The organism is Streptomyces sp. NPDC025618, assembly GCF_055558795.1.
Genome location: NZ_JBVHLW010000016.1, coordinates 33,681 through 58,713, shown reverse-complemented (window position 1 = coordinate 58,713; position 25,033 = coordinate 33,681). Strand labels below are relative to the sequence as shown.

The following is a 25,033-nucleotide window of genomic DNA, read 5'->3' as shown; positions in this document are numbered from 1 at the left end:
GGTCATCGCTGCTCCAGCCGTGCGTAGGGAGCGGGGCCGTGCCCGCTGTTCTCTCGTCCCGGCCGCGGCCGGTCCCAGCGCAGCATCGACACGTGCTCGCTGGCGTGCCGCATGCCGTCCTCGTCCCGCACCCAGTGCCCGGCCGGCCCCGGCAGGGCCTCGGCCAGCCGCACGCTGGTGGCCGGGTCGAGGTCCCGGGTGTGGTGGACCGCGGCCCAGACGGCGTGCGGGCTGCGGAACGACAGCCACAGCGGCTTGCGGACGGCCGCCGACGACACCGAGGGTGAGCCGCTGAGGGACAGGAAGACCTCGTCCGGCATGCCGTGGCCGGTGCGCCAGCGGTGCACCCGGCGGAAGAACTCCTCGGCGCCCTCGCCGGGTTCCGGGCGCGGCAGTTGCCCCGGCGCGAAGCGCCAGGTGCGGCGGCCCAGTACGAGCCGGCCCCGTTCGTCACGGGGGAGCTCCTCCACCGTCCCTTCCGGGAGCGGCGGGTCCGTGTCCAGCGGGCTGCGGGTGCAGCACAGCCGGGAGCCGTTGACCCACGGATCGGCCAGGCAGAGCAGCAACCGCGCGACACCGGAGACCAGATGGGACGGGACGACGCCGAGGTACACGGGCGCGACGGCCTGGCCGAGCGTCCCCGTCATCTCCAGGGTGCCGTTCTCCGCGTCGTGGTGCAGGGCGACGGGCGCGCCGTCGGGTGCCACGCTTTCGGACCCGGGCTCGCCGGGCCAGTGGAACGGCGGCAGCACGCCGTCGGCGGCGTAGTGCATGCCGTTGACGTCACCGCTCAACGTGACCTGGAACGGCTCGGCTTCGGGGAAGGAGTCGCCGATCCAGGCGCGCAGGCCCTCGGTCAGGTCCGGTTCGCCGGGGCGTTCCGCCGTCAGCAGTTTGCGGAAGCGCGCGACCAAACCGCCCATTCCGGGGTTGTATTGGTTGACGACCAGCTTGTACCGCCCCGCCCGCACATCGTCGGCCGACTCGGCCGCGAGCTGGTACAGCACGGCCGTGGTCGGAGGCGCGCTGCTCCGGCCGACCGGCAGCCAGGCGCGCTCGGTGGGCGTGCCGATCGCCCGGTAGTCCGCCATCAGCGCGTGCGACAGCCGCTGCCCATGGGCGGGATCCGCGGCCACCTCCCACAGGAACCGCACGACGTCGTCACACCGGCCGCCCTCGCCGTACCGCCGCACGAACTCCTCGACCAGCCAGTCGTAGAGGTAGGAGCGGAAGACATAGGGGCGCACGGTCCGGCCCAGCTCGGCCAGGTCGCTTCCGACGTGCCCGCCGGGAAGCTCCACGGGGATGTCGGAGACCGCGTCCTCGTAGGCGGCGAACGGGGCCATCGGGAGCGCCGCGTCGTCGGTGGTCCGCGTGACGCTCTCCAGACGGTCGACGACGGACAGCCGCTCTGGGCCCGGGAGTTCGTGGAGGGCGTGCGTTTCCGCCTCCACCTCACGCAGCAGGGCGGCGGTCCGGGCGGCCTCCGGGGCGTCCAGGCGGTCGAGCGCCCGGGCCAGCGCCGACAGCGGGCGCTCCTCCGCGTTCACCCAGGGGGTGACGATACGCAGCAAACCGGTGTCCAGCAGCCGCACATAGGCGGCGAAGGGATCCTTCCCGCCGAGCCTTTCGAGGCATTCGGTGACCCGCATGCGCGGCCAGGAGGACACCTCCTCCACGAGCGGCGCGTAGAGGCTCGCGTCGGCCAGGGTGTCCGAGCGCCAGGCGAGTTCGGCCGTCGGGTTGTAGGACGGCACCATGACGTACGGGCGCCCGGCGACGTGGCGGACCGCGTCGTTGGGCTCGGCCTCGAAGGCCGCGGCGAACCGCTCGTCCCGGCCGAGCAGGTCGAGCCAGGAACGGACGTGCTGCTGGGAGACGTAGGTCAGCGCGCGGCCGTCGGCCGTACCGCCGTCGAGCGCGACCGCCGTCAGCCGCGAGAAGGGGCTCGTCTTGAGCGCCGCGCGGGACGCGTAGCCGAAGACCGCGCGGGACGCCTTGCCGTGCGGGTGCAGCGGCTTGCGGGTCAGATGGCGCAGCAGCCCCGGGGCGGCGTGCGCGAGCCCCTGGGACAGGCCCCGGTGGGTGAGCAGCTCGCGCAGCCGCTCGGTGGCGGCGGCGGTCTCCCGGGCATACGCGGCGTCCGTCTCGGTCCGGGCCTCCGTGAGACGGTGCATCCGGTCCAGCCAGCGGTGGGTGAGCTCGCGGGCCGCCGGGTCCAGGACGGCGTCCACCTCGCGGGCCTGGTCGCCGGTGAGGACGTACGGGCGGCCGTTGTGGACGGCGCGGCGCAGTGCCAGCACGGTGCGGCGCACGCCGGGCGCTCCGTCCAGGGAGGGGACCACGGCGTGCAGGGTGTCGGCCAGCGGGCCCGCGACAGAGCGGAGTTCGGCCTCCAGCCCCGTCTCGGCGGCGAGGGAGGCGGAGGTCTCCCGCAGCGCCACGTCGAGCGCTTCGACCGGCAGGCCGTTGACCCGGTGCAGGGTGAAGGGCGACAGGGAGGGGATCAGATCGTCCGCGGGGGCGAGTGCGTCCACAGAGGCGGGCTTGTCCGCGGAAGCGGGCTTGTCCGCAGAGGTGAGCCTGTCCACGGAGGTGAGGGACGGGGCGGTCGTCATGCTCCGCGCACCGCCTCGATGATGTGCCACCAGGAGAGCAGCACCGCGCCGACCATGAACACCCCGTAGGCCAGGCACAGTCCGCCGAAGGTCAGATAGCCGGCCCGCTTCGCGCGGGAGGCGGCGAGCAGGTGGCTGGGCAGGGGCACGCGGGTGACCAGGTGCGTCAGATAGGCGAAGGAACGGCCGCGCAGATTGACGGAACCCATGGCCGACTCCAGCGCCTGGTAACCGTCCGACGGCAGCAGGGGATTGAGGTTGATCATCATCAGGAAGAGCTGGGAGTAGAGCAGCGCGCCGGCCACGTCGGCCACGGCGCCGTGCGTGGACAGCAGCACCACGGCGGTCACGCCCGCCCAGATGGCGTCGCTGAGCGGTCCGGCCAGGGCGATGAGCACACGGGGGGCACGGCTGCGCACACGGTAGGCGTCCGTCCGGTCGACGTACGCCACCGGCATGACGTAGAGCATCAGCGTGATGCCCGCTTCGCGCACGGGCACCCGCAGGTACTGGCAGACCAGGGCGTGCCCGAGCTCGTGGACGGCGATCTGCGCGGCGAGCAGCAGCATGGCCAGCCAGGCCCAGGAGGACAGGTGCGGTACGCCGCGTTCCGCGAGGGCCGCGCAGACCGTGCCCGCACCCGCGGCCACCAGCAGCAGCCAGCAGGTGACGACCGCCGCGACCGGAAGCCTCCGCAGGACGCGGGCGACGGGCTCCAGCAGGACGTGCACGGAGCGCGTGAGGGCGAACCTCGGCATGCGCTGGCGCAGCGAGTGCTTCATCAGCCGCTGTCTGCGGTTCTGTCCCTGAGGCGCGAGGGTCAGCACGCCCGCCTGCCGCAGCTCCCCGAGGAAACGCACGACGGAGGTCTCGATGCGGTCCGGGTCCGCGGAGGAGGCGGCCGTCACCCGGCGGACCACCTCGCGGGCCGTGGGAGCGTCGTCGAGGAGGGCCAGGATGGCCGTTCCGGCGCGGGACAGGGCGACGTACTGCCCGGTCTCCGTGTCGAAGAGCAGGGGGCGCCCGTCGATGCCGTCCATCTGCTCGATGGAGTCCTTCAGGGCGAGCGGCGCGGTGTCGAGCCAGGCGGTGTCCTCGGGCGCCTGCGCACTGTGCCGCGCACGCGCGTCACCGGGCGCGGCTTTCGTACGGGTGGTGGCCGCTGCGGGGAGTCGCATGGCTGACCTCCTGGGGAATACTGACGGGTGGCGCCGCCGGGTCGGCAATCTTGCACATTGCCGACCCGGCGGCGTTGCTCATGGCCTCAGCTCACGAGCGGTGCGGCGGCCTGAGTGATCAGCCCGCCGAGGAGAACGAGCCGGCGCTGGTGAAGCAGGCGGCCGGGCAGCTGGCGCAGGCGCCCGTGCCGAAGCTGCCGGCGGTGCCCAGCAGGGCCGCCTCGTCGAGCTGCTCGACGGTCATGTCCTCGACGCTGAGGTCGATCGCGAACGCGTCGTTGATCACCGAGTCGGTGCGAAGCATGGTGAAGATCCTTTCCGGAAGGCCCGGGGCCTCAGCTGGTGCAGGAAGCGGTGCTCGCGGTGGAGGCGGTCGAACCCGCCGAGCCGATGGTGCTGGTCGAGGTCCAGGTGCCGAGCAGCACGGTCTCGTTCAGCTGCTCGACCTGGAGCGCGCCGAAGTCCTCGGCGAAGAGGTCGACCTGCGTCTGGTCGTTCATGGTGAGTCCTTCTCTCCGGTAGTCGTTCGGTCAGCCGGCGGACGAGGCGCTGGCGCTGGTCGCCGCGCTCGACGCCGGGCAGGCGAAGCTGGTGAACGTGCCGAATGAACCCCACGTCCCCAGCAGGGCCGCGTCGTCGAGGACCTCCGCCGTCAGGCCGGCGGCGTCCTCGGCGAACAGATCGATCTGGTCGATCTCACGCATGGAGTGCTCCTTTCAGGAGGGTCGGTTGTTTCCCGCGGCCCGGCTCAGCCCTGCGAGCTGGCGGTACCGCTGGTCATGAAGGTCGAGCCGGGGCAGGTCAGGCAGCCCAGCGAGCCGACCGTGGCGACGGAGGCGAGCGCGGCCTCGTTGGGCAGGGTGTCGACGACGAGGGAGGTGTCCTCGGCGAAGAGGTCGAGGGTCATCGGCTCGGTGTTCTGAGCGAGCATGTTCGTGTTCCTTCGGATGGGAGGACGGGTGTCCTCGCGTGAAGCCGTGTCCTCGGTGAGGGCACGGAGTCTGTGGTGATGCGGGTGTGTGGCCCGGTGCGGGCTGCGTGCGCCCGCGGCGTGCTCGTTTCGCAGCTCCGCCCCTTCCCGGCCGCATCTATGTGCGGCTCCGCCTCAGGCCCCGGGCTGCGGGCCCGTTGCCGCCTGCGGGCGCGTCCTCAAGGGCCGGACGGGCTGAATCGGGCGCCCACATGAAGGGGCCTGGGGGCTTGCCCCCGGTTTCGGGAAGGGGCGGGGCTGGGGAAGAAGCCCGCCGCAGGCGCCAATCGGCCCACAGCCGGGGACCTGGGGGCACGCACCCCGCGCGGCGGAGCCGCACATCAGATGCAGCCGGAAGGGGGGAACAAAGCGCAGCAGGCGCCGACCGGGCGCGCTTGAAATCCGCCCCCCGCGTCAGCGGGCCTCGTACCCCAGCGAAAACGCCAGCAACTGCACGTTCCGATAACCGTCCACCGCGACCAACGGCTTGAGCGCCGCCGCCAGGAACCCGGCGAAGATGCTGCCGGAGAGACCATGCGACAGAGCCGCCAGCCAAGCCGTCTGAGCGGCCGCGCCGGCCCGCGTCAGCAGCAGCCGGTGCCCGTGCTCGCCGTGCCGGTCGAGCGACGCCGCCAGCGGCCCGCACACGATCACGATGGCGGGCGCGTCCGCGTACTCGAGCTGGAGGACGAGATCAGCGGCCGCCTCGCCGTCCGGCAGTTCGGCGAGCGGGGTGAAGTCGCCCCGGTCGGCGGAGTGGAGGTACAGCCCCTGCGGCAGGCCGGCCACCGAGCGGGCCGCGACGAGGAACTCCAGCCCCGCGCCGCCCTCGTGGTCCGGCCAGGCCGACCGGTCGAAGTCGGCCGCCTGCCGTACGACAGAGGCGAGCAGCTCGACCGGCACCGGCTCGCCGTCGTAGGCCCGTACGGACTTGCGGCGGCGCAGCGCGGTCTCCAGGGCCACCAGGGCCGGCGGGGCGCTCACGGCGCTGATGCCGTGCGCCTCGGCCGCGTCGGCCGGGGCCAGCGGCTCCCGCAGCGCGGGGTCGGCGGCCGGGGCGGCCTCCAGCAGGTCCTCGGCGGTCAGACGGCTGCGGGACTGGAGCTCCCTGAGCACGTCGCCGTGGTCGGGCAGCAGGTCGATCCGGCGGTCGTTCGGTTCGCCGACGCGCGTCGTCTCCATGATCAGGACTCCTTCGCGGCGGAGGGCCGCAGCAGCAGGACACCGGTGACGGGTTCGGCGTCGAGGTCGAGGTCGAGCAGGCCGGCCAGGTGGAGGTCGTCCCAGCGGTCGAGAGGCCGCGCGTCGAGGCCCAGGGAGCGGGCCACGTGACTCATCTGCGCGATGGCCACGCCCGCGTCGAGATGGACGACGCGCCAGGCGAAACCCGAATACTTCGAGGCGACCCGCGCCAGCGCCCCGGTGAGCACGACGGCCACGGGCTGCCCCGTGTGCCCCGTTCCCGCGTCCGTGGCACCCGAGAGCCGGGCCAGGCCGTGGGAGTGCGTCAGATAGCCCCAGGTGCCGTCCTCGAGCCCGGCCACGCCGTTGGCGACGACGTGCAGTTGCACCGAGCCGAGGTTGCCGCCGGTGGGGTTCCACCGCTGCACCTGGCGGGTCGGCTCGGCCTCGTCGCGCAGCCCGGCGCCCCGCAGCAGCACCGACGAGAGCCGGGCGAGGTCGACGCCCGATGCCGGTTCCGGCGCGTCCAGGCCCAACGGCGTGTACGGGAAGGCGCCTTCGCGGGGCAGCTCCAGCGTCCGCGCGCTCGGCCAGCGCTTGCTGTCGTGCTGGAGCGCGATGTTGCCCGGCTTGTAATGAGCCTGGTGGTCACGCGGGTTGAGCAGCTTGCGCGGCGGGAAGCCGACCGACGCCTCGAAGGCCAGGGCGAGCGGCACGCCCGCCTCGGTCAGCGTCGATCGCGCGTCCGTGACGTCCGGCACCTGGGCGACGACATGGACCGTCTGGGTCCACTCGACCAGGTCGGCCCGGAGCAGCCCGCGCAGCACCGGCGCGGAGCCCACCCTGCCGACGACCGTGGTCACCTGGTTGGCGACGAGGGAGGCGGCCAGGGCACGCCGGACCGCCGGGGCCGGTACGTACGACCGCTCGGCGGGCGCCGGTGCGGTGACCCGCTGCCGCTCCGCCTCCGCGAACGAGACGGTGAACTTCGTGTCGACGTAGGGGCCCACGTCGAGCATGCCGTCGGTCAACCGGGCCGGGATCAGCGGAACATCGTGCTCCGCGCACCAGTCGGCGACGCCGCGCAGGTTCGTCGACGAGTCCTCGGTGAGTGCGATCACCAGGTCGGGCCGGTCGGCGGAGGGGAACGACGAGACGTCGGCCCGCGCCGCGCGCTCCATGCCCGCGGCGAGGAGCAGTTCGGCCACCTGCGCGCCGAACTCGGTGTCACCGACGACCGTCACGCGTGTCTCACGCAGCCGGTCCAGCACCTCGGCTGTGTTGCGGTTGACGCGCGTGGAGTCGAGACTGCGCGACCAGTAGCGGGCGGCGTGCGCCGCGCCGCTCCCGGCCTCGGCGTCGTCGACGGGGTGCGTGCCGGAGGGGTCGCCCTCCTCCAGCAGCCCGCAGGTGTACAGCAGCGCGACCACCTGGGCCACGTGCTCCACCGGCACCCCGGCGGCCTCGGCGATCGCCTCCTGGTCGCGGGTGCCGTCCAGGAGGGGCAGCAGCTTGGGGATGAGGTCCCGGGTGGCCGTGCCACGCAGGATCTGACGGGTCGGGGAGCCCTCGACGAGCAGCCCGCCCTCGATGGGGAGCAGCACCAGACCCCGGCAGAGCGCCGGCCGGACCGGCGCGGTGAACTGCGGGTCCGTCGCGACGGCGCGGCGCATGTCCTGGGCTGAGATGAGTTTGCTGTCGGCCATGGCCTTTACCTCACTGACGGGCGGGGATCGAGGGCGCGGCCACCGGGGTGGGCGTGCCCGGCGCGGACGGCCGCTTGGCGGGCAGCCACGGGGCCAGGTCGTCGGCCAGGTCCTGCCAGCTGGAACCGGCCGGGCCCGCCCCCGCGCGGGTCCGGCAGCGGTCACAGCCGTGGACGCCGACGACCCGCGCGCTGGTGATGAGCTGTTCCAGCAGGTGCCAGTGGCGTACGGTCCCCGCGTCCCGCTGTCCGCCGTCGTTCTCCAGGCGGTGCAGCAGGTCGCGCGCGGAGCCGGCGGCCAGCGCCACGTGCTGCGGGAGGAAGCCCTCCGGGCCGGCCGTGGGCGTGGCGTCGTAGTGGGCGTGCAGGGCCGAGGTGATCGCGCTGTCCCGCTCGTGCTGCTTGCGGCGCTTGCCGAAGCAGCGGTAGCAGGCACCGGCGCCCGGTACGACCAGCGGACCGATCCGCAGCCGCGGGTGTTCGGCCACGATGGGGAACCACGGCGTCCGCCAGTCGGCCGACCGGGCGTCGAGGACGTCCGCCAGGTGCGGGACCTCGCGCCAGGAGACCAGGACGCGGACGTCCGCCCGCGGCCAGCCGGCGGGGTACCGCAGATGGCCGTCCCGGTCCGTGGTGACCACGACGCCGTCGTGTTCCCGGCGGAGCCGCTCCGCGACGGCGACACCGAAGTCACCGACTGCGAGCACATGCACCTTGGTCATGGAAGTCCATTTCTCCGAAACGTGTCAGGTCTTGGCGCCCGGGCTCAGGCGAACGGCTGCGGCAGCGGGTTGATCTCCGCCTCCTGGCGCACCGGGTGGCCCATCCGGCGCGGCGCGTCGTAGAGCCGCGGGTGGGCCAGATAGCGGGCCCGGTGGGTGAAGGAGAGCGGCATCAGCTCCGGTACGACCACCCGCACCACGCGGAAGCCCACGTCGCGCGCCTCGTCCGTGGTGCACTCCACGGCGACGGCCTCGTAGCCCGCGCGGTCGAGCAGATCGACGAGCAGCGCGAGGTCGCGCCCGCTCTCCCCGGTGGTCATGGCCGGCATCTCGCTGAACGCCCGGCGCGCGGGGCTGTCCAGGAGGAAGTCGAAGTCGGACCGCCGGTCCGGCCGGCCCATGTAGGACGCGCCGTGGAAGACGTGCTGGAAGTCGTCGACGGACTCCGGCATCTCCCGCCGCGCCTGCATGGCGATGCGGGACGACGCGGACTCGCGGACGATCTTCGCGACCGAGTCGGCCGGGTCGAGGCTGGTGTTGCACATCACCATCTGCCCCAGCACCTCGTTGTCCGGGGACAGGTCGATCGAGTAGATCGTCGGGATGCCCAGGTCGGTGGTGGCGTCGAAGAAGACCGTCTCCACCAGGCTCTTGCGCGACTTCTCCAGGAACGGCGCCAGCGCGTCCGGGACCTGGTCGAACTCGATGCGCGGCAGGGCGAGTTTCTGGTACCAGGTGAGCGCGATGGAGTCCCGCTCCACCACCTCGCACAGCGCGTTGACGAGCGCCTGGCCGAGGTCCGTGTGCGTGGCGCAGCCGGTGGAGATGGGGTTCCAGGCGCGCTCGCCCGCGGAGAGCGGCGAGATGTGCATCCACGTCTGGACCGCGGGCACCCACTTCGGCTCGCGCCGGGTGAGCGACCAGCCCCGCACCCAGCGCATCGGCGCCCGGGTGTCGATGTCGACGGTCAGCGCCTTGGGGTGCGCGAGCTCCGTCGGCGAGCAGCGGGGGAACTTCCGCAGGTCCAGCGCCTCTTCGCCCAGCTCCTCGGCGGTGGCCCAGATGGTCCACTCGGGCTGCTCGACGCAGGTGGAGTAGCGCTCCAGGGCCTCGGCCACGCTCAGCCGGGCGGCCCGCTCGGGATCCGGCGCGCCGCCCGCGCCGTCCATGTCACCGCGCGCGCCCTGTCCCCGTACGGAGACGGCGACGTTCTCCGACACGTGCGCGATGTCGCCGAGCGAGGCGGTGAAGATCGGGAAGCGGGCGTCACCCGGGTGGTTGGGCAGCCGCTGCGTGCGGCTGACCAGACCGTAGGGCCCCACCAGGGCGTCCAGATCGGTGAGCCGGCCCAGGCCGGACTGTAGCGAGGATGTGGTCATCGTTCTTCTCCCTGGTCCCAGCTGAAGAGGCGGGCGGCGAGCCCGCCGAAGAGCACCGCCCCGGCCAGCAGGACCAGCCAGTCGAGGGTGAGGCCGTACGTGGAAGGGGCACCGGTCAAGTCATGCGTCAGCGCGTCCACCAGATAGGTGGTGGGCAGTGCCTTGGAGACGTCCCGCACCACCGAGGGCAGGAGGTCCAGCGGCAGGAACAGCCCGCTGGCGAACAGGACCAGCGGCATCAGCACGGCCAGCAGCCCGTTCGCCACCTCGGCGTTGCGCATCCAGGCGGCGACCAGATACCCGAAGGCGAAGAGCATCACGGCGCCGAGAAACCCCGTGCCGAGCACGCGCACGGCGTCCACCGCCGGCAGGAACCCGAGCCCGACCGCGATCGCCCCCAGCACCACCAGCTGCACCGCGACCAGGGCCAGCCGCACCGGCGCCTGGGCCAGTACGAAGGTCCGCCTGCGCAGCGGGGTCGTGCCCAGCAGGCGCAGGGTGCCGCGGGCCCGCAGCGCGATCAGCGGGGTCGCCGTGCCGAAGAAGGCCATGGACATCAGCGCCATCAGCAGCGCGGTGGGCAGAGAGATCTTGATCGGGTCGAAGGGCTTTCCGCCGTCCGGGGTCCGGAAATCCACCTTCGAGGCGGAGATCCCGCTGTGCCCGAGCGCCGAACGGATGCCCTTCAGCGCACCGAACTTCGCGGAGTCGACGACCACCATGGCGCGGTCGCCAGATGCGGCCGACGGATAGACGATCGCGTCGTAACCGGCCAGATCGCCGTTCTCCGGAAGGCTCTTCCTGTGCCACGGCTCGGCCTTGAACCCGCTGGAGTGCGACAGTTCACGGATGATCTCCTGCTGATTCTTCGCGGGCGTCACGGCCATCTTGTACGAGCCGCCCGTGTTGAGCAGGCCGATACCGATGAACATGGCGACGAAAAGCAGCGGGAAGAGCAGGACGAAGAAGATGGTCTTGCCGTCCCGGAAGAGCTCCCGGCTGTTGGCCTTGACCAATTGCGTGAAGGCGGGAGTGAGTGTGGGAATCATTCGCTCGGCTCCTCGGCCCGCGTGGTCTTCGTGGCGAGGGTGCGGAACACCTCGTCCATGCCGCCCCGGGTGATCGCCAGCTCCGACGCCGCCCATTTCGGCTCCGCGGCGATGCGCCGCAAGGTCTCGTCGCTCTCGGTCGTACGGACCCGGACGGCCACCTTCCCGGCCCCCTCGGGACGCGCCTCCACCGAGGTCACACCGGGTACGGCGCGGATCTCGTCGAGGTCGGTCCCGGAGTCGGTGGTGAAGGTGACCTCGCTCGTGGTCGTCAGCTCCGAGACGAGCCGCGCCGGCGTGTCGCACGCCGCCACCCGGCCGCCCACGAGCACGGCCACGCGGTCGCACAGCTCCGTGGCCTCGTTCATGTCGTGGGTGGTGAGCAGCACCGCCCCCCCGTTCCGCCGGTGCTGCCGCACCACCGCCCACAACAGCTCCTTGGCCTGCGGGTCGAGACCCGCCGCCGGCTCGTCCAGCACGAGGACGTCGGGACGGCCGACGACCGCGACGGCGAGCAGGAGCCGGCGTGCTTGTCCCCCGGACAGCGCCTTGACCCGGCGGAAGGCTGATTCCGTCAGGCCGACGCGCTCAAGCACACCGTCGATGTCGTCGGGGGAAGGATAGAAAGAGGCCCAGAGTTCGACCGTCTCCCGCACGGTCAACTGCGGGAAGAGATTGGCTTCCTGTGGCTGCACCGCGACCATCCGGCGCAGTTCCTCCGTCCCCTTCGCCGGATCGTGGCCGAGCACCTCGACCGATCCGGACGTCGGGCGGCGAAGTCCCGTCAGGCATTCCAGCGTCGTCGTCTTGCCGGCACCGTTCGGTCCCAGCAAGCCGAATATCTCGCCCCGGCGGATTTCCAGGGTGACATCGCTGACCGCTCTCTTACCGTCGTACTCCTTGGACAGCTCGCGGATCACCACAACGGCACCGGCGGGCGAATCCCCTGAACATCCCCCGTTTTTCTCGACGTTCATGGAATCCACCACCCTTTCCGTTCTCCCGCTGTCCACAGCCAACGACCTTCGTCCTTCCTTTTCGGCCCCGGCGATTTCCCTTGCCGGACCCGCGGCGACTTACGTTCGAATCCTTTCGCGCGGGCGGCACCGGGGGCCTCACCCTGGGGTGGGAGGTGAGTAGTTCCTTCGCAGTAGTCCGCCGGGTGACCGGTGGTACGTATCTGACCGGTGGCCCGACCGGCCGGGTGGCTGATCGCCTGCCGGCAGCCCAGGCGGTCTGGGAAATCCACGCCGGATCTGCCCCAATGACTCCGTGGACGCGTCCCCATGAGACCGAGGAGGTCCCGTGGCACAGATCAGGACCGGTGCGGGAGCGGCGGCCCGGGAAGCCGGGCGGGGCGGCACGGTGCCGAGGCGGGTGCACTTGGTGGCCGCGCTCGGGGGACTGTCCGGCGTGCTCTACGGCTACGACTCCGGGGCGATCTCCGGCGCCCTGGACCCCCTGACCGAGCGCTTCGGCCTGAGCTCCACCGAGCAGGGCCTGGTCACCAGCCTGATCCTGCTCGGCGCGCTGCCAGCCATCGTCGGCGGCGCACTGGCCGCGCGGCGCTGGGACAGACGGCAGCTGCTGATCGTGGCCGGCGGCATCTTCATCGCCGGCTCAGCCGGCTGCGGCCTCGCACCGGACGCCGCCGTGCTGATGGCCTCGCGGTTCGTGCTCGGCTTCGCCGTCGGCCTGGCGAACATGTTCGGCCTCATCCACCTCAGCGAGCTCGCGCCGAAGCAGCTGCGCGGCCGGATCACCGCCCTGTACCAACTCGCCGTCAACATCGGCATCCTGCTCGCCTACTCCGTCGACGACGCCCTCTCCGCCGCGGGCGCCTGGCGGTGGATGCTCGGGCTCGGCGCGCTGCCCGCCGTCGCCTTCCTGGCCGGCATGGTCGCGAGCCCCGCCGGGCCGCGCTGGCTGATGACACGCGGCCGCGAGTGCGAGGCCCGGCGCGTACTGCGCCGGCTGCGCCCCAGCGACGGCGCCGCCGACGCCGAAGTGGCCGAGATCCGCGACAGCCTCGCCGCGCGGCACGCGGGCCCGCGCGAGTTGCTCACCACCTACCGCCCGGCCCTCCGCATCATCCTGACGCTGACCTTCTTCCAGGTCTTCACCGGGATCAACGCGGTGGTGTACTACGCGCCGGTCATCTTCCGCCACGCCGCCGGGGGCGGCGAGGCGGGCACCCTGGCGAACTACGGCGTCGGCGCCGCGCTCGTCCTGTCGACCGCGCTTTCGCTGCCCTTCATCGAACGTGTCGGCCGCGTAAGGCTGTTGACGCTCTCCCTCGCCGCACAGGCGCCACCCATGGTCGCGCTCGCGCTCTTCCCCGACGCCACCGCGCTCGCCGTCGCGTGCGTCTTCCTCTACACCTTCGCCTTCGGCTTCGGCCTGGGCCCGGTCTTCTGGCTGTACTGCCCCGAGGCACTGCCCCTGCGCGCCCGGGCGATCGGCATGGGCGTGGTGACCTTCGCGCAGTACCTCGGCAACTTCCTCTTCTCCCTGGCCTTCCCGGACGCCCTCGACGCCATGGGCGGTTCCGTCTTCCTGCTCTTCGCCGCACTCTCGGCGGCGGGCGCGTGGTACGTCGTGCGACGGGTGCCCGAGACGGCCGGCCGCTCCCTGGAGGAGATCGAACGGCACTGGAGGCACGCATGAGCGCCGCCATCCCCGGTGGCCCCACCGCACGCGCCGTCCTCGGCCGCTCCGGCGTCCCCGTCACCCGGCTGGGCTTCGGCGGGGCGGCACTCGGCGGCCTCTTCCGGCCGGTGTCGGAGGACCAGGCGGTACGCGCCGTACGCGCCGCCTGGGACGCGGGCCTCCGCTACTTCGACACCGCCCCGCACTACGGCGCCGGACTCTCCGAACAACGACTCGGTCTGGCCCTCTCCGGCCTGCCCCGCGAAGAGTTCACCGTCTCGACGAAAGTCGGCCGTCTGCTCACGGAAGGCACCGGAGCGGACGGCAGGGAGTTCACCGGTGCCCCGGCCCGCCGCAGAGTGCGCGACTACAGCCGCGACGGCGTGCTCCGCAGCGTCGACGAGAGCCTGCGCCGCCTCGGCCTCGACCGCGTCGACGTCCTCTACATCCACGACCCGGACGAACACTGGGAACAAGCGGTCATCGAGGCATACCCCACGCTCGCGCGCCTCCGTGACGACGGCGTCGTCGGCGCGATAGGCGTCGGCATGAACCAGACGGCGATGCTGTCCCGCTTCGTCAGGGAGACCGACCTGGACGTCGTCCTGTGCGCGGGCCGCTGCAGCCTGCTGGACGACAGCGCGCAACGCGAACTCTTCCCCCTGTGCGAACGCCGTGGCGTGGCGGTGGTGGCTGCCGGCGTCTACAACAGCGGCATCCTGGCGTCCCCGGAGAACCCCCACTACGACTACGCCCCGGCGCCGGCGTGGATCCGGGCCCGCACCGACGCTCTGGCCGGTCTCTGCGCCGCCCACGGGGTCCCTCTGCCCGCCGCGGCCCTGGCCTGGACCGCGCGACACCCGGCGGTCACCTCGGTGCTGGTGGGGATGCGCAGTGCGGAGGAGGTCCGGGCGAACATGGGGTGGGCGCGCGCGGACGTGCCACAGCGGTTGTGCGGGGAACTGGCGGGAATGCCGCGCGGAGGCACCGGGCATCCCGGCTCAGAGGCGGTGGGGACTGCCGGCGATGGAGGGCATCGGTAGCGAGAAGGCCCTCATGGACGGACGCATGGGCCACATCGACGGCTCGGTCTGAGCGCGCTGCGCGCCTGTCACGGTCGGCATGCGGCGGCGGTGACCGCCCGGCCTCACCGGACAGCGGGAGGCCGCGCCCGGTGCCCGCCTTGCCATGTGCCTGAGTCACCGGTGCGTTCGCTGATCTCCTACTCGCAGGCGCACCCGCTCTGCTTCGGCGGGGGTTCGGTCAGTTCGGGGGCGCCGCGCCCTTCGACGATGTCGCGTGACACGTCGTGCACCCGTCGCTGATGGGCGCGCGCGTGCTTCCGCAGCAGCGCGAAGGCGTCGTCCATGGGCAGCGAGAGACGTGTCGAGATGATGCCCTTGGCCTGTTCGACGATGACGCGCGTCACCAGGGCGCGCTCCAAGTCGCCGATCAGCGTCCGGCTGCGGTGGGCCTCGTGTGCCCGGCGCAGGATGACGGCGGTGAACTCCGCCATCGTCTGGGCGAGTGCCAGCGCCGCGGGGGACAAGGGGCTCTGCCGATCCGACAGGAGGACGAGCGCGCCGCTGGTCCGGGTCGGGTCGCGCAGCGGCAGGGCCGCCACGCTCGTGAAGCCCAGTTCCAGTGCCCGCGGGGCGTAGTGCGGCCATCTCTGCCTCGCTGGACGGCTGTCGAGGGCCGTCCGGCTGCCAGGCGGAGCGTCACGGTGATGGCAGTCGTGGCCGGGGCCTTCGCGCCAGCCGGCCGCGTCGTATTCCAGCCGGTACACCTCGAGGCTGGAACCCGTCACCTGTAGCGCTTCGTCCTGCTCGGCGGCGAACACCACTGCCGCGGCACGGGCTCCGAGCAGGGAAGGGGTGCTGTCCGCGAGGACCGAGAGGGTGACGGGAATGTCCAGCGCGCCCTCCGTCGTGCCGCCGGACAAGGCTACGAATGCCTCGGCCAAGCGCTGTTGCGGTGTCATGACACCTCTCTATTCCCAGGTGAGTTCCGGGTCCGCGCTCAGGATCCTCCGGGCGATCACCTCGGTGGACACGTCATCGGTGAAAGCTCTTGCCTTGATGAGAGCGAGTGCGTCGCCGACCCGGTGACCGGTCCGTGCGGACAGGACGCCCACCGCCTGTTGCATGGTGTCCCTGTGGTCGGTTCCGCCGTAGAGCTCGGGATCGGGATCGGGGCCGAGAAGCACGATGCAGGTGAGGGCACCGGCGATCTCGGTGAGGTGCTCGGGGGCCGTGAGACCGGGATGCGGGCAGAAGACCGTCAGCGCTCCGATGCAACTGGTCTCCGTGTCCAGCGGAACGGCCGCGACCGAGGTGATCCCCCGGGCAGTGATGGCCGGACCGTAGGTGGGCCAGCGCGCCTCGATGGCCGGTGCCGATTCCAGGATCAGACGGCGGTCGGACACCGCGTCCCTGGCCGGCCCCTCGCCGAGTACGAACTCCAAGTCCATCGCCGTGTCCGACCGCTCGTCCGACACGGCGACCGCGAGCTGGTTCCGGCCGGAATCGACCAGGGTGAGCGCGGCACTGCTCGTCCCGTACGCTTCCGCGACACTGGCCATGAAACGGGGCCGGGCTCCGCTTCCCCCGGCCCACTCCGTCGTGCGCAGGGCGAACGCCTCTTGGAGCCGCGCCGACGAGCGATGACACGCGGCCGATCTGCGGTGCGTCATCGCGATGGTCGCGTGGAACTCCTGTCCGGGCTGCGCGGCCAGCAGTTCGTGGCGTTCAGCGGTCGCGTCGGCCCGCTCGGCCCGCTCCCGCGCCAGAGCCGCGCGACGACGTGCGGCCCTGGCCAAGCCGATGGCCTCCTCGCGCCGCTTCGGGTCCATGTTCGTAGCGTACGCCGCGGCGGGTCAGTCGGAACCGTCGTTCCGGCTCTCTTCCATCATCAGGACGACGCCTCCGTTGTGGCCGTCGAACGGCGAGCAGAACACATCGCAGGTGATCGGCCGGCCGATGCGGCTCAGGGCCCGCACGCCGACCGGTCCGGAGCGCTTGCGGGACGTCAGGCATGCGTTGATGACGGGTTTCAGTACGTCGGTCGGCAGCCCGAAGTCCAGCGTGAAGAACTGCTCGTCCATCACCTCGTCCGACCGCAGCCCCCACATGTCCACGGCGCCTCGGTTCCAGCTCTTCACCTTCAGCTCGCTGTCCAGCACCACCACCCCCGCCGCGATGCTGGTCAGGACGGCTTCCAGGAAGGCGCGGGCCTCGTCCAGCTCCTCCGTGCGGATCCGCATTTCGTCGTTCATGGTGTCCAGTTCCTCGTTTCCGGACTGGAGTTCCTCGTTCGTGGTCTCCAATTCCTCGTTCGTGGACTGGAGTTCCTCGTTGGTCGTCTCCAGCTCCTCGATGCTGGACTGGAGTTCCTCGTTCGTGGTTTCCAGCTCCTCGTTCGTGGACTGGAGTTCCTCGTATGCCGTTTCCAGGTCCTCACGAACTCGCTTGACCTCGGACTTGAGCTGGGTGGCCACGGTCACGTCGGTGAACGAGATCATGGTGGCGATGTGCAGCCCATTAGGACCGGCGAGCGGTTGAATGAGGATGTCGTAGTACTGCACGTCCTCGCCCGTTCTGCGCTCGACCCGGTTGACCCGCAGGGCTCGTCGTTCGTGCATGGACTGGTCGATCAGGGAGCGCAGTTCGACCGGCCGGTAGGAGATCTCGAGGTCCTGGAACGGGCGGCCGATATCGGTGGCCGTCAGGGAGAACTGGGACCTGGCCTGGGCATTGACCACCACGACGACCCCGTCGTCGTCGATGGCGATGGCGGGGACGGGGCTCGCGTCGAGCACCAGATCGCGTAGCTGGCGGGTGCGGGCCACCGAGTGCAGTTCGATGCCTGAATTGGCTCTGATCTTCAACGGTGCGGGGTGGTAGGGCAGTCCGGCGTCGCCTGCGCGGCGTCGGAAGATCCGCTGCCGCATGCTGATCACTTCGAACCGGTCCGCGTCGTTGAGCAGCATCTCGGCCTTGCCGAGGAAGAGATAGGCGTTGGGGCGCAGGGCGAAGTGGAAGCGGTCGATGATCTGGGTCTGCGCCTCGACGTTGAAGTACATCAGCGTGTTGCGGCAGATCAGGAGATCGAGGCGCGAGATCGGGGCGTCCCGGGTGATGTCGTGACGCCCGAAGATCACTCGGCGCCGCAGGTCCGGGCGGAAGCTGAACTGCGCGCCGTTCTGCTCGAAATACTTCTCGCGCAGCTCCACCGGGAGGGGCTCCAGGACCTTCACCGGATACAGACCCGAGCGGGCCTCGCGAAGTGCTTCCTCGTCGATGTCCGTAGCGTAGATCTTGACCCGGCGCAGGCACTCCTCGATACCCAGCGCCTCCGCGAACATGATGGCCAGCGAATATGCTTCCTCGCCGCTGGAACAGCCCGCGCTCCACACCCTGATCTCCTGGTCGGGTGGGAGGTCCGCGAGCAGTTCGGGGACCACTTCGCGTTGGAGGAGGGTCCAGGCGTCCGGATCACGGAAGATCGAGGTGACATTGATCAGGATCGTGTTGAAGAGGGCGTCGAATTCGTCCGCGCTGGTTTCCAGCAGATCCCGGTAGTCCGGGTAGGTGCGCAGGCCCACGTCGGTCATGCGTTTATGAATGCGCCGGCCCAGGGTGGAGCGCTTGTACCCGGTGAAGTCGAAACCCCGGGCATCCCTGATGAAGGCGAGCAGTTCCTCGAGCGCGTCTTCATCGGTCGCGACGTCGTGTGGCTCGCTCATCACTGGCCCTTGTTCTCGACAAGTCCCCGGATGACCGCGGGGATCTCCGCAAGGGGTAGCACGAAGTCGACCGCTCCGGTGTCCACGGCGGCCTGCGGCATCCCCTTGAACTCGGCGGTCAGGGGGTCCTGGGCGATCACGGTGCCGCCACGCGACTTCACGGCGTCCACTCCCATCGAGCCGTCGCTTCCGGTGCCGGTGAGCACGCAGGCGATCGCCTGCGCCCCATAGGCCCCGGCGATCGACTCGAAGAGCAGGTCGGCCGAGGGGCGCACGAAGTGGACGAGTTCGGTGCTGGTCAGCGTCATGACTCCATCGTGGCCGATGAGGAGGTGCCGGTCGGGAGGGGCGATGTAGACGGTGCCGGCCTGTGCGTGCTCCCCGTCCTCGGCGAGCTTGACGGGGAGGTCGGTGCGGCGGGAGAGAACGTCGGCGATCACGGTGCGGTGCCGCGGGTCGAGATGCTGGACCAGCAGCAGAGGCACTGGGAGAACCGGGCCCAGACTCCCCAGAAGCGCGGTCAGCGCCTGGATACCACCGGCGGACGACGCGACAGCGACGATGGCGTACTGGTCCGAGGAAGATCGGTCTACCGTCACATAACGAGCCTATCGGACTCTGCGTCCGGTGGGGTGGTCGCGGAAGGCTCGGCGGTGGCCGGGTGGCCGGGTGTGAGGGGGCGGGGGGGGGCAAGGGGGCCCCTTGAGCTCTCGCGCCGCCCTCGGCGAGGGCGGGCCGGTGCACGGCTCTGGAGGAATGGTGACGCGGTGCCACGGGCCACAGGATGCGCGCTCGGTCTCGCGTCCCGCTCGCGTCGATTCCGGCCGCGCGGGTCCGCCGAGCGGTTTCGACAAAAGACACCCTTACGTGTGGATCGCGTGGATCGCGCCCCGGGGATCCGTTCATTCTTTTCGCGGCGGCCCCCCGGCCGGGAGGGCGCTGCGCGGTCACCCAGGGGTTGTGGACCCCGTGGTCGTCCACCCCGAGGACGAGGCGGGCCGGTCCGCTGAACCATGGTGATGCCGTCATGCCGGTCCCACTCCTACCGCTGGGTGCGGGACACCCGGCGGTAGGAGGCGCACGGTCGACCAGGGGCAGGGCGCGCGTAGTGGTACCGCGGCGGCGAGGACAGGGCGGTTTCCGGTCGGTCAGACTGCTGCCCGAGGAGGTGCCGGTGCGGGCAGCTGGTCGATGATGTCGAAGCGCAGCTGTAGAGACGGGTGTTTGAGCAGGCGTAGAAGGGCGGGTCGGGTGCAGATCAGACGCAACCGCCCACTGCGGCCGACGGTCCGGGAACGGGCGCGTTCGAGGAGCGATGCTCCGCTGCTGTCCATGAAGTCGACGGGGCGAAGGTCGATCAGCAGGTCGGTATCGCCGACAGGGTTGATCAGGTCGAGGCGAGTACTGACGGCTGGGGCGATATGGATGTCGATTTCGCCGCACAGGACGACCAGGGTGCAATGTCCGTGCGGACGAACCTCTTTGACGCAAGGCGCTGCGGGGGCCGGGATCACGGTGACCCTCTTCTCCGAGACGTGGATGCCCAGGGGGATCTGTCGCCAACGGGGTCTGGGTCGACGCTTCAGAGTACGGGGCATGGCTTGTCGCGCTGTGAATTGTGCCGATCCGGTGCGGAGGCATGGGCGCCTCTGCTAAGGGCCTGAAACCGCCTTCCCTGTCACGGAGGTCGTCCCGTACGGGCAAGGCTCTGCCTGCGCCTGTGCGCGCTGAGGTGGCGGAGGTGGCCGGCCATCACGGGATGGGCCGGTGCAGCTGCTCCAGGCGGCGGGCGCACGTCCGGCGCTGCGGCGTGCACCAACTGGCCGCCAGGCGCTGGCGAGGAGGACTCCGGCCGCTGCTTGCCACATCGAGCAGGTTCACGCAGTGATCGGCGAGTGAACGCAGGAGTTCATGACATCGAAGTCCTGCACCGATGTGCCGGCGAGGTCGGCTGAGGGCCACGTGCGGGGGAGGAGGCTTCCTGCGTCCTCGACGCAATGTCCGGCCGACAGACGGAGGCTTCCCTTCGAAGCGCTCCCGGAACCGGTACAAGAACCGGTCGCGACCGGAACGAGCACAAGGACCGGTCGCGACCGGAACCGGTACACATCAGTGGGGGCGAGAGCCCGTCACGGCTCCCTGACCCGCGATCACCCTCCTGTCCCGCCGCCTCACCGTTGATCAACACCGGACCCCGGCCCCTCGGCGATCCGCGTCACACCGCGTCGAGCCCGCAGGTGCCCGGGCCGGACGCTCACCGACGCCCTCGGGGAGCCGGATCGCGAAGGTGGCTCCCAGCTTTCTCCCAGAAGGTGCCGGAAACCACTCAGGGGCCTGATCCGCTAAGCGGATCAGGCCCCTGACCTGGTCTTACTCTGTCGGGGTGGCGGGATTTGAACCCACGACCTCTTCGTCCCGAATGAGGTTCGGTCAAGATCACGACCGGCGGTGGTGTCCATCGGTGCTGGTCAGAGGGGTGGCCTGAGGTGGACTCGTGTGGTCTCGGAGGGCTTCCGAGGGGAGATCATCTCCCAGCTTTCTCCCAGCGCAGGCCGACAGCCTGTGGGATGGGCGCGGAGTGGTGTGGTTGCCTCAGCAAGTTTGCCGGTCAGGTGAGGCTCTTGTGGCGTGCGCGTCAGGCATCTTGAGAGGCGGCCGACTGAGGACAGTCTGATCCAGCCTCCCTGTCAACAGCTGCTGGCCGTCGTCGGGCCTGGCTGACGTTCCCCTGGTAGGCATCGGCCGTGTCAGCGGTCAGAGACCTGACCGGCCCTCTTCTGCTGAGCCTGCCCGGCCCGGTGATGAGGAGAGCAGGACGACCGAGTAGCGTGCGGTGGTGCCTGCCTCGCACCGGTCAACCAGCTGGTCAGTCCGTTCACTGAAGCCAATCCCCAGCCGTGGCGGTGCTGGCGGCTCCAGGGGCGGGCGCCTCCGGTTGGTCTATGGGGCGAGTTGTGTCCACTCCGGGAAGAGATCGGGCCGGGAGGGGCCTTCGGGGGTGTCGGTGGTGGCCATCAGGCGCAGGGCCTCGGGTGCGGCGGTGTGGGGCGGAGTGACCAGCAGGTCCCACCTGCCTTTGCCGGGTGCGACGAGGCAGATCGTGGTCGGCGTGTGCCGGGTGGTTGAGCGGTGCAGTTGGATGACGTGGTTGGCGATGAGGACGCGGCCGGGGAAGGCGGACCACATGGTGTCGTTCACGGTCACGTGCGCTATCTGGGGCCAGCTGTGCGGCAATGCGCGGATCAGGAGCGGCAGTTCGGCGGTCAGGTCGTCGGAGCGGGGCCACCAGACGCCGTCGATGGGTTGAGGGCTACTTCTTGTCGGTGCCAGGCGCAGGTGTACCGGGGGAAGGGATGTCAGGGGGCGCAGGGTGGTGGTCATGGGGTGGGTCCTCCAGTACGGGAGTGTGAGACGTCAGGCGCGCCGGGCTGCGACGCGGTCCGGTGTGGGCCAGTGCACGTCGTGCACCCAGCCGAGGCGTTCGAGCAGGCGGATGACGGCGGCGGAGGGGTCGAGCTGGCCGCGGTCGACGCCGTGCCGGGCGCTGGTGGGGTCGGCGTGGTGGAGGTTGTGCCAGCTCTCGCCGAAGGAGAGCAGGGCCAGGGGCCACAGGTTGGTGGCCCGGTCGTGGCGCCGGGTGCGGAACGGGCGCCGTCCGATCACATGGCACAGGGAGTTGACGCTCCAGGTCACGTGGTGGAGCAGGGTGATGCGGGCAAGTCCCGCCCACAGCAGCGCGGTTGTGGCGTGGACCCAGGTACCGCCGATCGCCCAGCCCAGGGCGAAGGGAAGGGCCAGCGTGAGGACGCACAGGGCCGGGAAGGCCCGGGAGACGGCGCGGATGTCGCGGTCGGCGAACAGGTCGGGGGCGTAGCGTTCGGCTGGGGTGGGGTCGTTGCGGAACAGCCAGCCCACGTGGGAGTGGACCAGGCCGCGCAACTGGCCGCGCAGGTGCGTGCCGTAGCGGTAGGGGGAGTGCGGGTCGCCGGGTCGGTCGGTGAAGGCGTGGTGGCGGCGGTGCGTGGCGACCCAGCCGATGACGTCGCCCTGGAAGCTCATCGACCCGGCCACCGCGAGGGCGATCCGCACGGGGCGGGTGGCCTTGTAGCTGCCGTGGGTGAGGCCGCGGTGGAAGCCGACGGTCACGCCCAGGCCGGTGACCGTGTAAAGGGCGAGGGCGAGCAGCACGTCGGCGGGGTGGATGAGGCGTCCCCAGAGCAGCCATCCGCCAAGGCCGAGTGCGAGGAACGGCACCACGACGATCGCGGCGGTCACCGCCACGTACAGCCGTTCACCGCCGGTACGTGGCGGCGCCGGTTCACCTGCGGGAAAGGGGGCCGTTCCGTCGTACGCGGGGTGAGGGTGCACCTGGTTCGGAACGGAGGTGGCGGATCGGGGGGTGGAACGGACGGTCATGCAGGGCTCCTTGGCCTCGGTGCGGGCGCTGTGGGCGGCGCGGCCGGGGTCCGGGGCTGCGGAGCGGGATTCGTTCGTGACCCAGGGAGGCTGGTGTCGATTGCGTTCCGGGTCAGCGTCGTCCGCGTGCCCGATGGATTCGGCGTCGAGGGCGCAGGCGTCCACGGCCTCCGTCGCGATGGTCGCGGCGTTCGGGGACGGCGGGCGGCGCGGGCAGGTCCGGGACCGGTCGCGCGGCGTTGCCCCGAGTGCCCCGGCCGCCGGGCAGGAACCGGTCGGAGCGGAGCGGCGCCATCTGCCCGGCACGCTGGGCGTTGAGCCGCTGGATCACGTACGCCACGCCCATGATCAGGACCAGCATGACGCTGATGGTCAGGGCTGTGTCCGTCATGGTCACCGCTCCGTTCCGGGACGGCCGGCCACGGACACGGCGGCGGAGTGGGTCGAGGATGCGCCGCCTTCGTACTCCCACGCCTCCTCGGGATCCTGTGCCCGGTCGGCGCATGCGTCCCCGTGGCGGGCTTCCTCCGCGGCCATCAGCGTGCTCGCGGTCAGCGCCGGGCCTGCGGGATCGCTCGCGGCGGCCATCAGCCGGGCGGCCGCGTCGGCGCCGGTGCCGGGTGGGATCACCAAGAGGTCCCAGCGGCCGATGGTGTAGGAGAGCAGCAGGACCTTGTGCGGGTCGAGCTCCGGCGTGAACCAGCCGACCTTCACCACGTGCCCGTGGACGGGCACCTTGCGCGGGATGACGGGCCAGTGGGCGGGATTGACGGCGATGCGGGTGATGCGTCCCCAGCGCGAGTCCAACACGTCGGTCAGACCAGGCAGTTCCCGCAGCAGGTCACGGGAGCGGGGCCACCAGGCGCCGTCCAGTAGGCCATGAGGCGGCCCCGGGGCTTTCAGCGCGAGACGGACGGCGGGGGCTGACGGTTGGGGTGGAAGCGGTGGAAGGAGGCTGATGGTCGCGGACATGGCGCGAACCTGTCTCCAGGCGACTGTCTGTGGACGGCGGCCCGGGGTCTTTGCTCACCGAGAACGACGTCAGCATGGAAGCCAGTGTGCGAAATGCTCTCGACACCTCCAGGCTACTCCCCGTCCGGGCTCAACGGGCCATGTGCGGCAACCGAGTTCGCACACCTCGTCCTGGGGCGTGTGGCACCGCTCGTCTCGTTCCAGGCATCACACGCCACGGAACGTGTGGCCACCGCGCGCCATCGGCGGGACGCCTGCAGCGGAGGAACTCCGGTCCCGGACGATCGAGCAGGTGACTGCCGTGGGTGTGGGTCGGCCGTGGGGACCGCATGCCCGGCTCGGTCCGCGGCAGATCGTTGCGGTCGGACGCGGCTGTCATCGGGCGGGCCGCCGACTTCACCCCGGTCTCGGGCGGGACGACGAACAGATCTCACCGCTCGGTGCCGTAGGAGAGCAGCAGCCGGCAGTTCATGACCCATCAACCCGCCTTCCCGCTGTTGGGCATCGGCCGGTGGCGGCCACCGCACCACGCAGATGCGCAGGAGTGGCCGTCCCGAGAGGCATCCGCTCTCAGCGATGCGGCGACGCACCCAACGTCGAAGAGGCGCGGCCCGAGACCCCGGCCGCACTGTCGTCAACGAGGTCAAGAACCGCGCACGTCTCTCACGTGGTCTGGCCTTCCGGCTGCTGTGGGGGCGCCGGATCCGTCCCCTCGATGTCCTGCTCGCCGCGGTGCTCCACACCGTCGCGGGCACCGGCGTCACGGTCGGCTTCCACCGCGGCCCGGCCCACGGCAGCTGCCGGGCCGTCGGGCCGCTGCGCACCGCACTCGCGGTGGCCGGGTCGATGAGCTTCACCGGGACCGGCCGCGCTGCCGGGACGGTCCGCTCGGACCGTCGACGGAGTACGCTCGGTGGTACCGAGGGTATTTCGCGCACCGGCTTCCATGCTGTTGTCGCTTTCGGTGATCTGATCTCGCCGAGCCGACTCCGGTCGGTCCGGAGCAGGGTTCGCTTCATGCCTGCGACCGTTCTTTCCCCCGCGTCGGTCTCCGGAAGTACGTCCTCTTCCACGTCACTCCGGATCCCTTCCGCTCTCCTCGGTTTCCGGCCGGTGGTCATGCATGATCCGCTGTCGGGTCGGGGCGGCTCCCTGTACACCTCGCGTGTGGACCGGCTGATGGTGGACGCGGCGCGCCTGCGCACGGTGTCGTAGACCGACCTGACCGTTTGCGTTCCGTCGGCGGCGAGGTGGGAGCGAGGGGAACCCTGGTGGTCACCGCGGCCGCTGTCGGGTCCGCACCGCACTGACGGTCCGCTTCGGCCCCGCGCAGGCCGCGATAGTCATGGCCGTGCAGAAGGGCATGACCGTACTGAATGACAACGCCGTCCCGACCGAGCCGATTCTGGCCGTTACCGGTATCGATCCCGCTAACAGGGTGAGTGC

General features: G+C 71.0%; 24 protein-coding genes. 3 read left to right on the top strand and 21 right to left on the bottom strand.

Annotation, left to right across the window (positions count from 1 at the left end; all coding sequences use genetic code 11):
* Positions 1-2: 2 nt before the first annotated feature.
* From ACZ4A5_RS16300 to ACZ4A5_RS16245, 12 genes are all read right to left on the bottom strand, one after another.
* Positions 3-2,618, bottom strand: coding sequence for a hypothetical protein (locus ACZ4A5_RS16300; RefSeq protein WP_467583401.1), 2,616 nt, complete (start codon positions 2,616-2,618; stop codon positions 3-5).
* Positions 2,615-3,796, bottom strand: coding sequence for a PqqD family peptide modification chaperone (locus tag ACZ4A5_RS16295; RefSeq protein ID WP_467583398.1), 1,182 nt, complete (start codon positions 3,794-3,796; stop codon positions 2,615-2,617). Before ACZ4A5_RS16295 ends, ACZ4A5_RS16300 begins: the two co-directional genes overlap by 4 nt.
* 118 nt (positions 3,797-3,914) lie before the next feature.
* Positions 3,915-4,100 (bottom strand): thiocillin family RiPP, encoded by a 186-nt coding sequence (locus tag ACZ4A5_RS16290; RefSeq protein WP_467583396.1) that lies wholly within the window; start codon positions 4,098-4,100, stop codon positions 3,915-3,917.
* A gap of 31 nt (positions 4,101-4,131) precedes the next feature.
* Positions 4,132-4,296, bottom strand: a complete 165-nt coding sequence (locus tag ACZ4A5_RS16285) for a thiocillin family RiPP (protein WP_467583392.1) — start codon at positions 4,294-4,296, stop codon at positions 4,132-4,134.
* Between the two features lie 30 nt (positions 4,297-4,326).
* Positions 4,327-4,500, bottom strand: coding sequence for a thiocillin family RiPP (locus ACZ4A5_RS16280; protein WP_361522292.1), 174 nt, complete (start codon positions 4,498-4,500; stop codon positions 4,327-4,329).
* 44 nt (positions 4,501-4,544) lie between these two features.
* Complete coding sequence (locus ACZ4A5_RS16275) at positions 4,545-4,727, bottom strand: thiocillin family RiPP (RefSeq protein ID WP_398870570.1); 183 nt, start codon at positions 4,725-4,727, stop codon at positions 4,545-4,547.
* 453 nt (positions 4,728-5,180) lie between these two features.
* Positions 5,181-5,948: a nitroreductase family protein gene (locus ACZ4A5_RS16270; protein WP_467583388.1), complete on the bottom strand. Its 768-nt coding sequence runs from the start codon at positions 5,946-5,948 to the stop codon at positions 5,181-5,183.
* A 2-nt stretch (positions 5,949-5,950) separates the two neighbouring features.
* Positions 5,951-7,654, bottom strand: coding sequence for a nitroreductase family protein (locus ACZ4A5_RS16265; RefSeq protein WP_467583385.1), 1,704 nt, complete (start codon positions 7,652-7,654; stop codon positions 5,951-5,953).
* Between the two features lie 10 nt (positions 7,655-7,664).
* A complete protein-coding gene (locus tag ACZ4A5_RS16260) occupies positions 7,665-8,375 on the bottom strand; it encodes a TOMM precursor leader peptide-binding protein (protein WP_467583383.1) in 711 nt (236 codons plus the stop codon).
* Positions 8,376-8,419: 44 nt separating this feature from the next.
* On the bottom strand, positions 8,420-9,754 hold the full coding sequence (locus tag ACZ4A5_RS16255) for a YcaO-like family protein (protein ID WP_398870566.1): 1,335 nt from the start codon (positions 9,752-9,754) through the stop codon (positions 8,420-8,422).
* Complete coding sequence (locus tag ACZ4A5_RS16250; protein WP_467583376.1) at positions 9,751-10,803, bottom strand: ABC transporter permease; 1,053 nt, start codon at positions 10,801-10,803, stop codon at positions 9,751-9,753. Before ACZ4A5_RS16250 ends, ACZ4A5_RS16255 begins: the two co-directional genes overlap by 4 nt.
* The gene (locus ACZ4A5_RS16245) at positions 10,800-11,780 is read right to left on the bottom strand and encodes an ABC transporter ATP-binding protein (protein ID WP_467583373.1); all 981 of its coding nucleotides are present in this window, start codon (positions 11,778-11,780) and stop codon (positions 10,800-10,802) included. Before ACZ4A5_RS16245 ends, ACZ4A5_RS16250 begins: the two co-directional genes overlap by 4 nt.
* 328 nt (positions 11,781-12,108) lie before the next feature.
* On the opposite strand from ACZ4A5_RS16245, the gene ACZ4A5_RS16240 reads away from it, so the two are divergent.
* On the top strand, positions 12,109-13,470 hold the full coding sequence (locus ACZ4A5_RS16240; protein WP_467583369.1) for a sugar porter family MFS transporter: 1,362 nt from the start codon (positions 12,109-12,111) through the stop codon (positions 13,468-13,470).
* Positions 13,467-14,495 carry an aldo/keto reductase gene (locus tag ACZ4A5_RS16235; RefSeq protein WP_467583367.1) on the top strand — a complete coding sequence of 343 codons (1,029 nt, stop codon included), beginning with the start codon at positions 13,467-13,469 and terminating at the stop codon, positions 14,493-14,495. The genes ACZ4A5_RS16240 and ACZ4A5_RS16235 overlap by 4 nt, the downstream gene beginning before the upstream one ends.
* 179 nt (positions 14,496-14,674) lie before the next feature.
* On the opposite strand, the gene ACZ4A5_RS16230 is transcribed toward ACZ4A5_RS16235, so the two are convergent.
* The 9 genes from ACZ4A5_RS16230 to ACZ4A5_RS16190 all read right to left on the bottom strand — a co-directional run bounded on the left by ACZ4A5_RS16230 (position 14,675) and on the right by ACZ4A5_RS16190 (position 23,587).
* Positions 14,675-15,436, bottom strand: coding sequence for an ANTAR domain-containing protein (locus tag ACZ4A5_RS16230; RefSeq protein WP_467583363.1), 762 nt, complete (start codon positions 15,434-15,436; stop codon positions 14,675-14,677).
* A gap of 9 nt (positions 15,437-15,445) precedes the next feature.
* On the bottom strand, positions 15,446-16,306 hold the full coding sequence (locus ACZ4A5_RS16225; RefSeq protein ID WP_467583360.1) for a GAF domain-containing protein: 861 nt from the start codon (positions 16,304-16,306) through the stop codon (positions 15,446-15,448).
* 24 nt (positions 16,307-16,330) lie between these two features.
* The gene (locus ACZ4A5_RS16220; protein WP_467583357.1) at positions 16,331-18,199 is read right to left on the bottom strand and encodes a CheR family methyltransferase; all 1,869 of its coding nucleotides are present in this window, start codon (positions 18,197-18,199) and stop codon (positions 16,331-16,333) included.
* On the bottom strand, positions 18,199-18,798 hold the full coding sequence (locus tag ACZ4A5_RS16215) for a chemotaxis protein CheB (RefSeq protein ID WP_467583355.1): 600 nt from the start codon (positions 18,796-18,798) through the stop codon (positions 18,199-18,201). Before ACZ4A5_RS16215 ends, ACZ4A5_RS16220 begins: the two co-directional genes overlap by 1 nt.
* 549 nt (positions 18,799-19,347) lie before the next feature.
* Positions 19,348-19,713, bottom strand: coding sequence for an STAS domain-containing protein (locus tag ACZ4A5_RS16210; protein WP_467583352.1), 366 nt, complete (start codon positions 19,711-19,713; stop codon positions 19,348-19,350).
* A gap of 1,426 nt (positions 19,714-21,139) precedes the next feature.
* Positions 21,140-21,580 carry a DUF5994 family protein gene (locus ACZ4A5_RS16205; protein WP_467583349.1) on the bottom strand — a complete coding sequence of 147 codons (441 nt, stop codon included), beginning with the start codon at positions 21,578-21,580 and terminating at the stop codon, positions 21,140-21,142.
* 33 nt (positions 21,581-21,613) lie between these two features.
* Positions 21,614-22,615, bottom strand: a complete 1,002-nt coding sequence (locus ACZ4A5_RS16200) for an acyl-CoA desaturase (RefSeq protein ID WP_467583347.1) — start codon at positions 22,613-22,615, stop codon at positions 21,614-21,616.
* A 112-nt stretch (positions 22,616-22,727) separates the two neighbouring features.
* Positions 22,728-23,006, bottom strand: coding sequence for a hypothetical protein (locus ACZ4A5_RS16195; protein WP_467583344.1), 279 nt, complete (start codon positions 23,004-23,006; stop codon positions 22,728-22,730).
* 2 nt (positions 23,007-23,008) lie between these two features.
* Complete coding sequence (locus ACZ4A5_RS16190; RefSeq protein ID WP_467583341.1) at positions 23,009-23,587, bottom strand: DUF5994 family protein; 579 nt, start codon at positions 23,585-23,587, stop codon at positions 23,009-23,011.
* Between the two features lie 576 nt (positions 23,588-24,163).
* Between ACZ4A5_RS16190 and ACZ4A5_RS16185 the strand changes: the two genes are divergently transcribed.
* The gene (locus ACZ4A5_RS16185; RefSeq protein ID WP_467583338.1) at positions 24,164-24,802 is read left to right on the top strand and encodes a hypothetical protein; all 639 of its coding nucleotides are present in this window, start codon (positions 24,164-24,166) and stop codon (positions 24,800-24,802) included.
* The last annotated feature ends 231 nt before the right edge of the window (positions 24,803-25,033 follow it).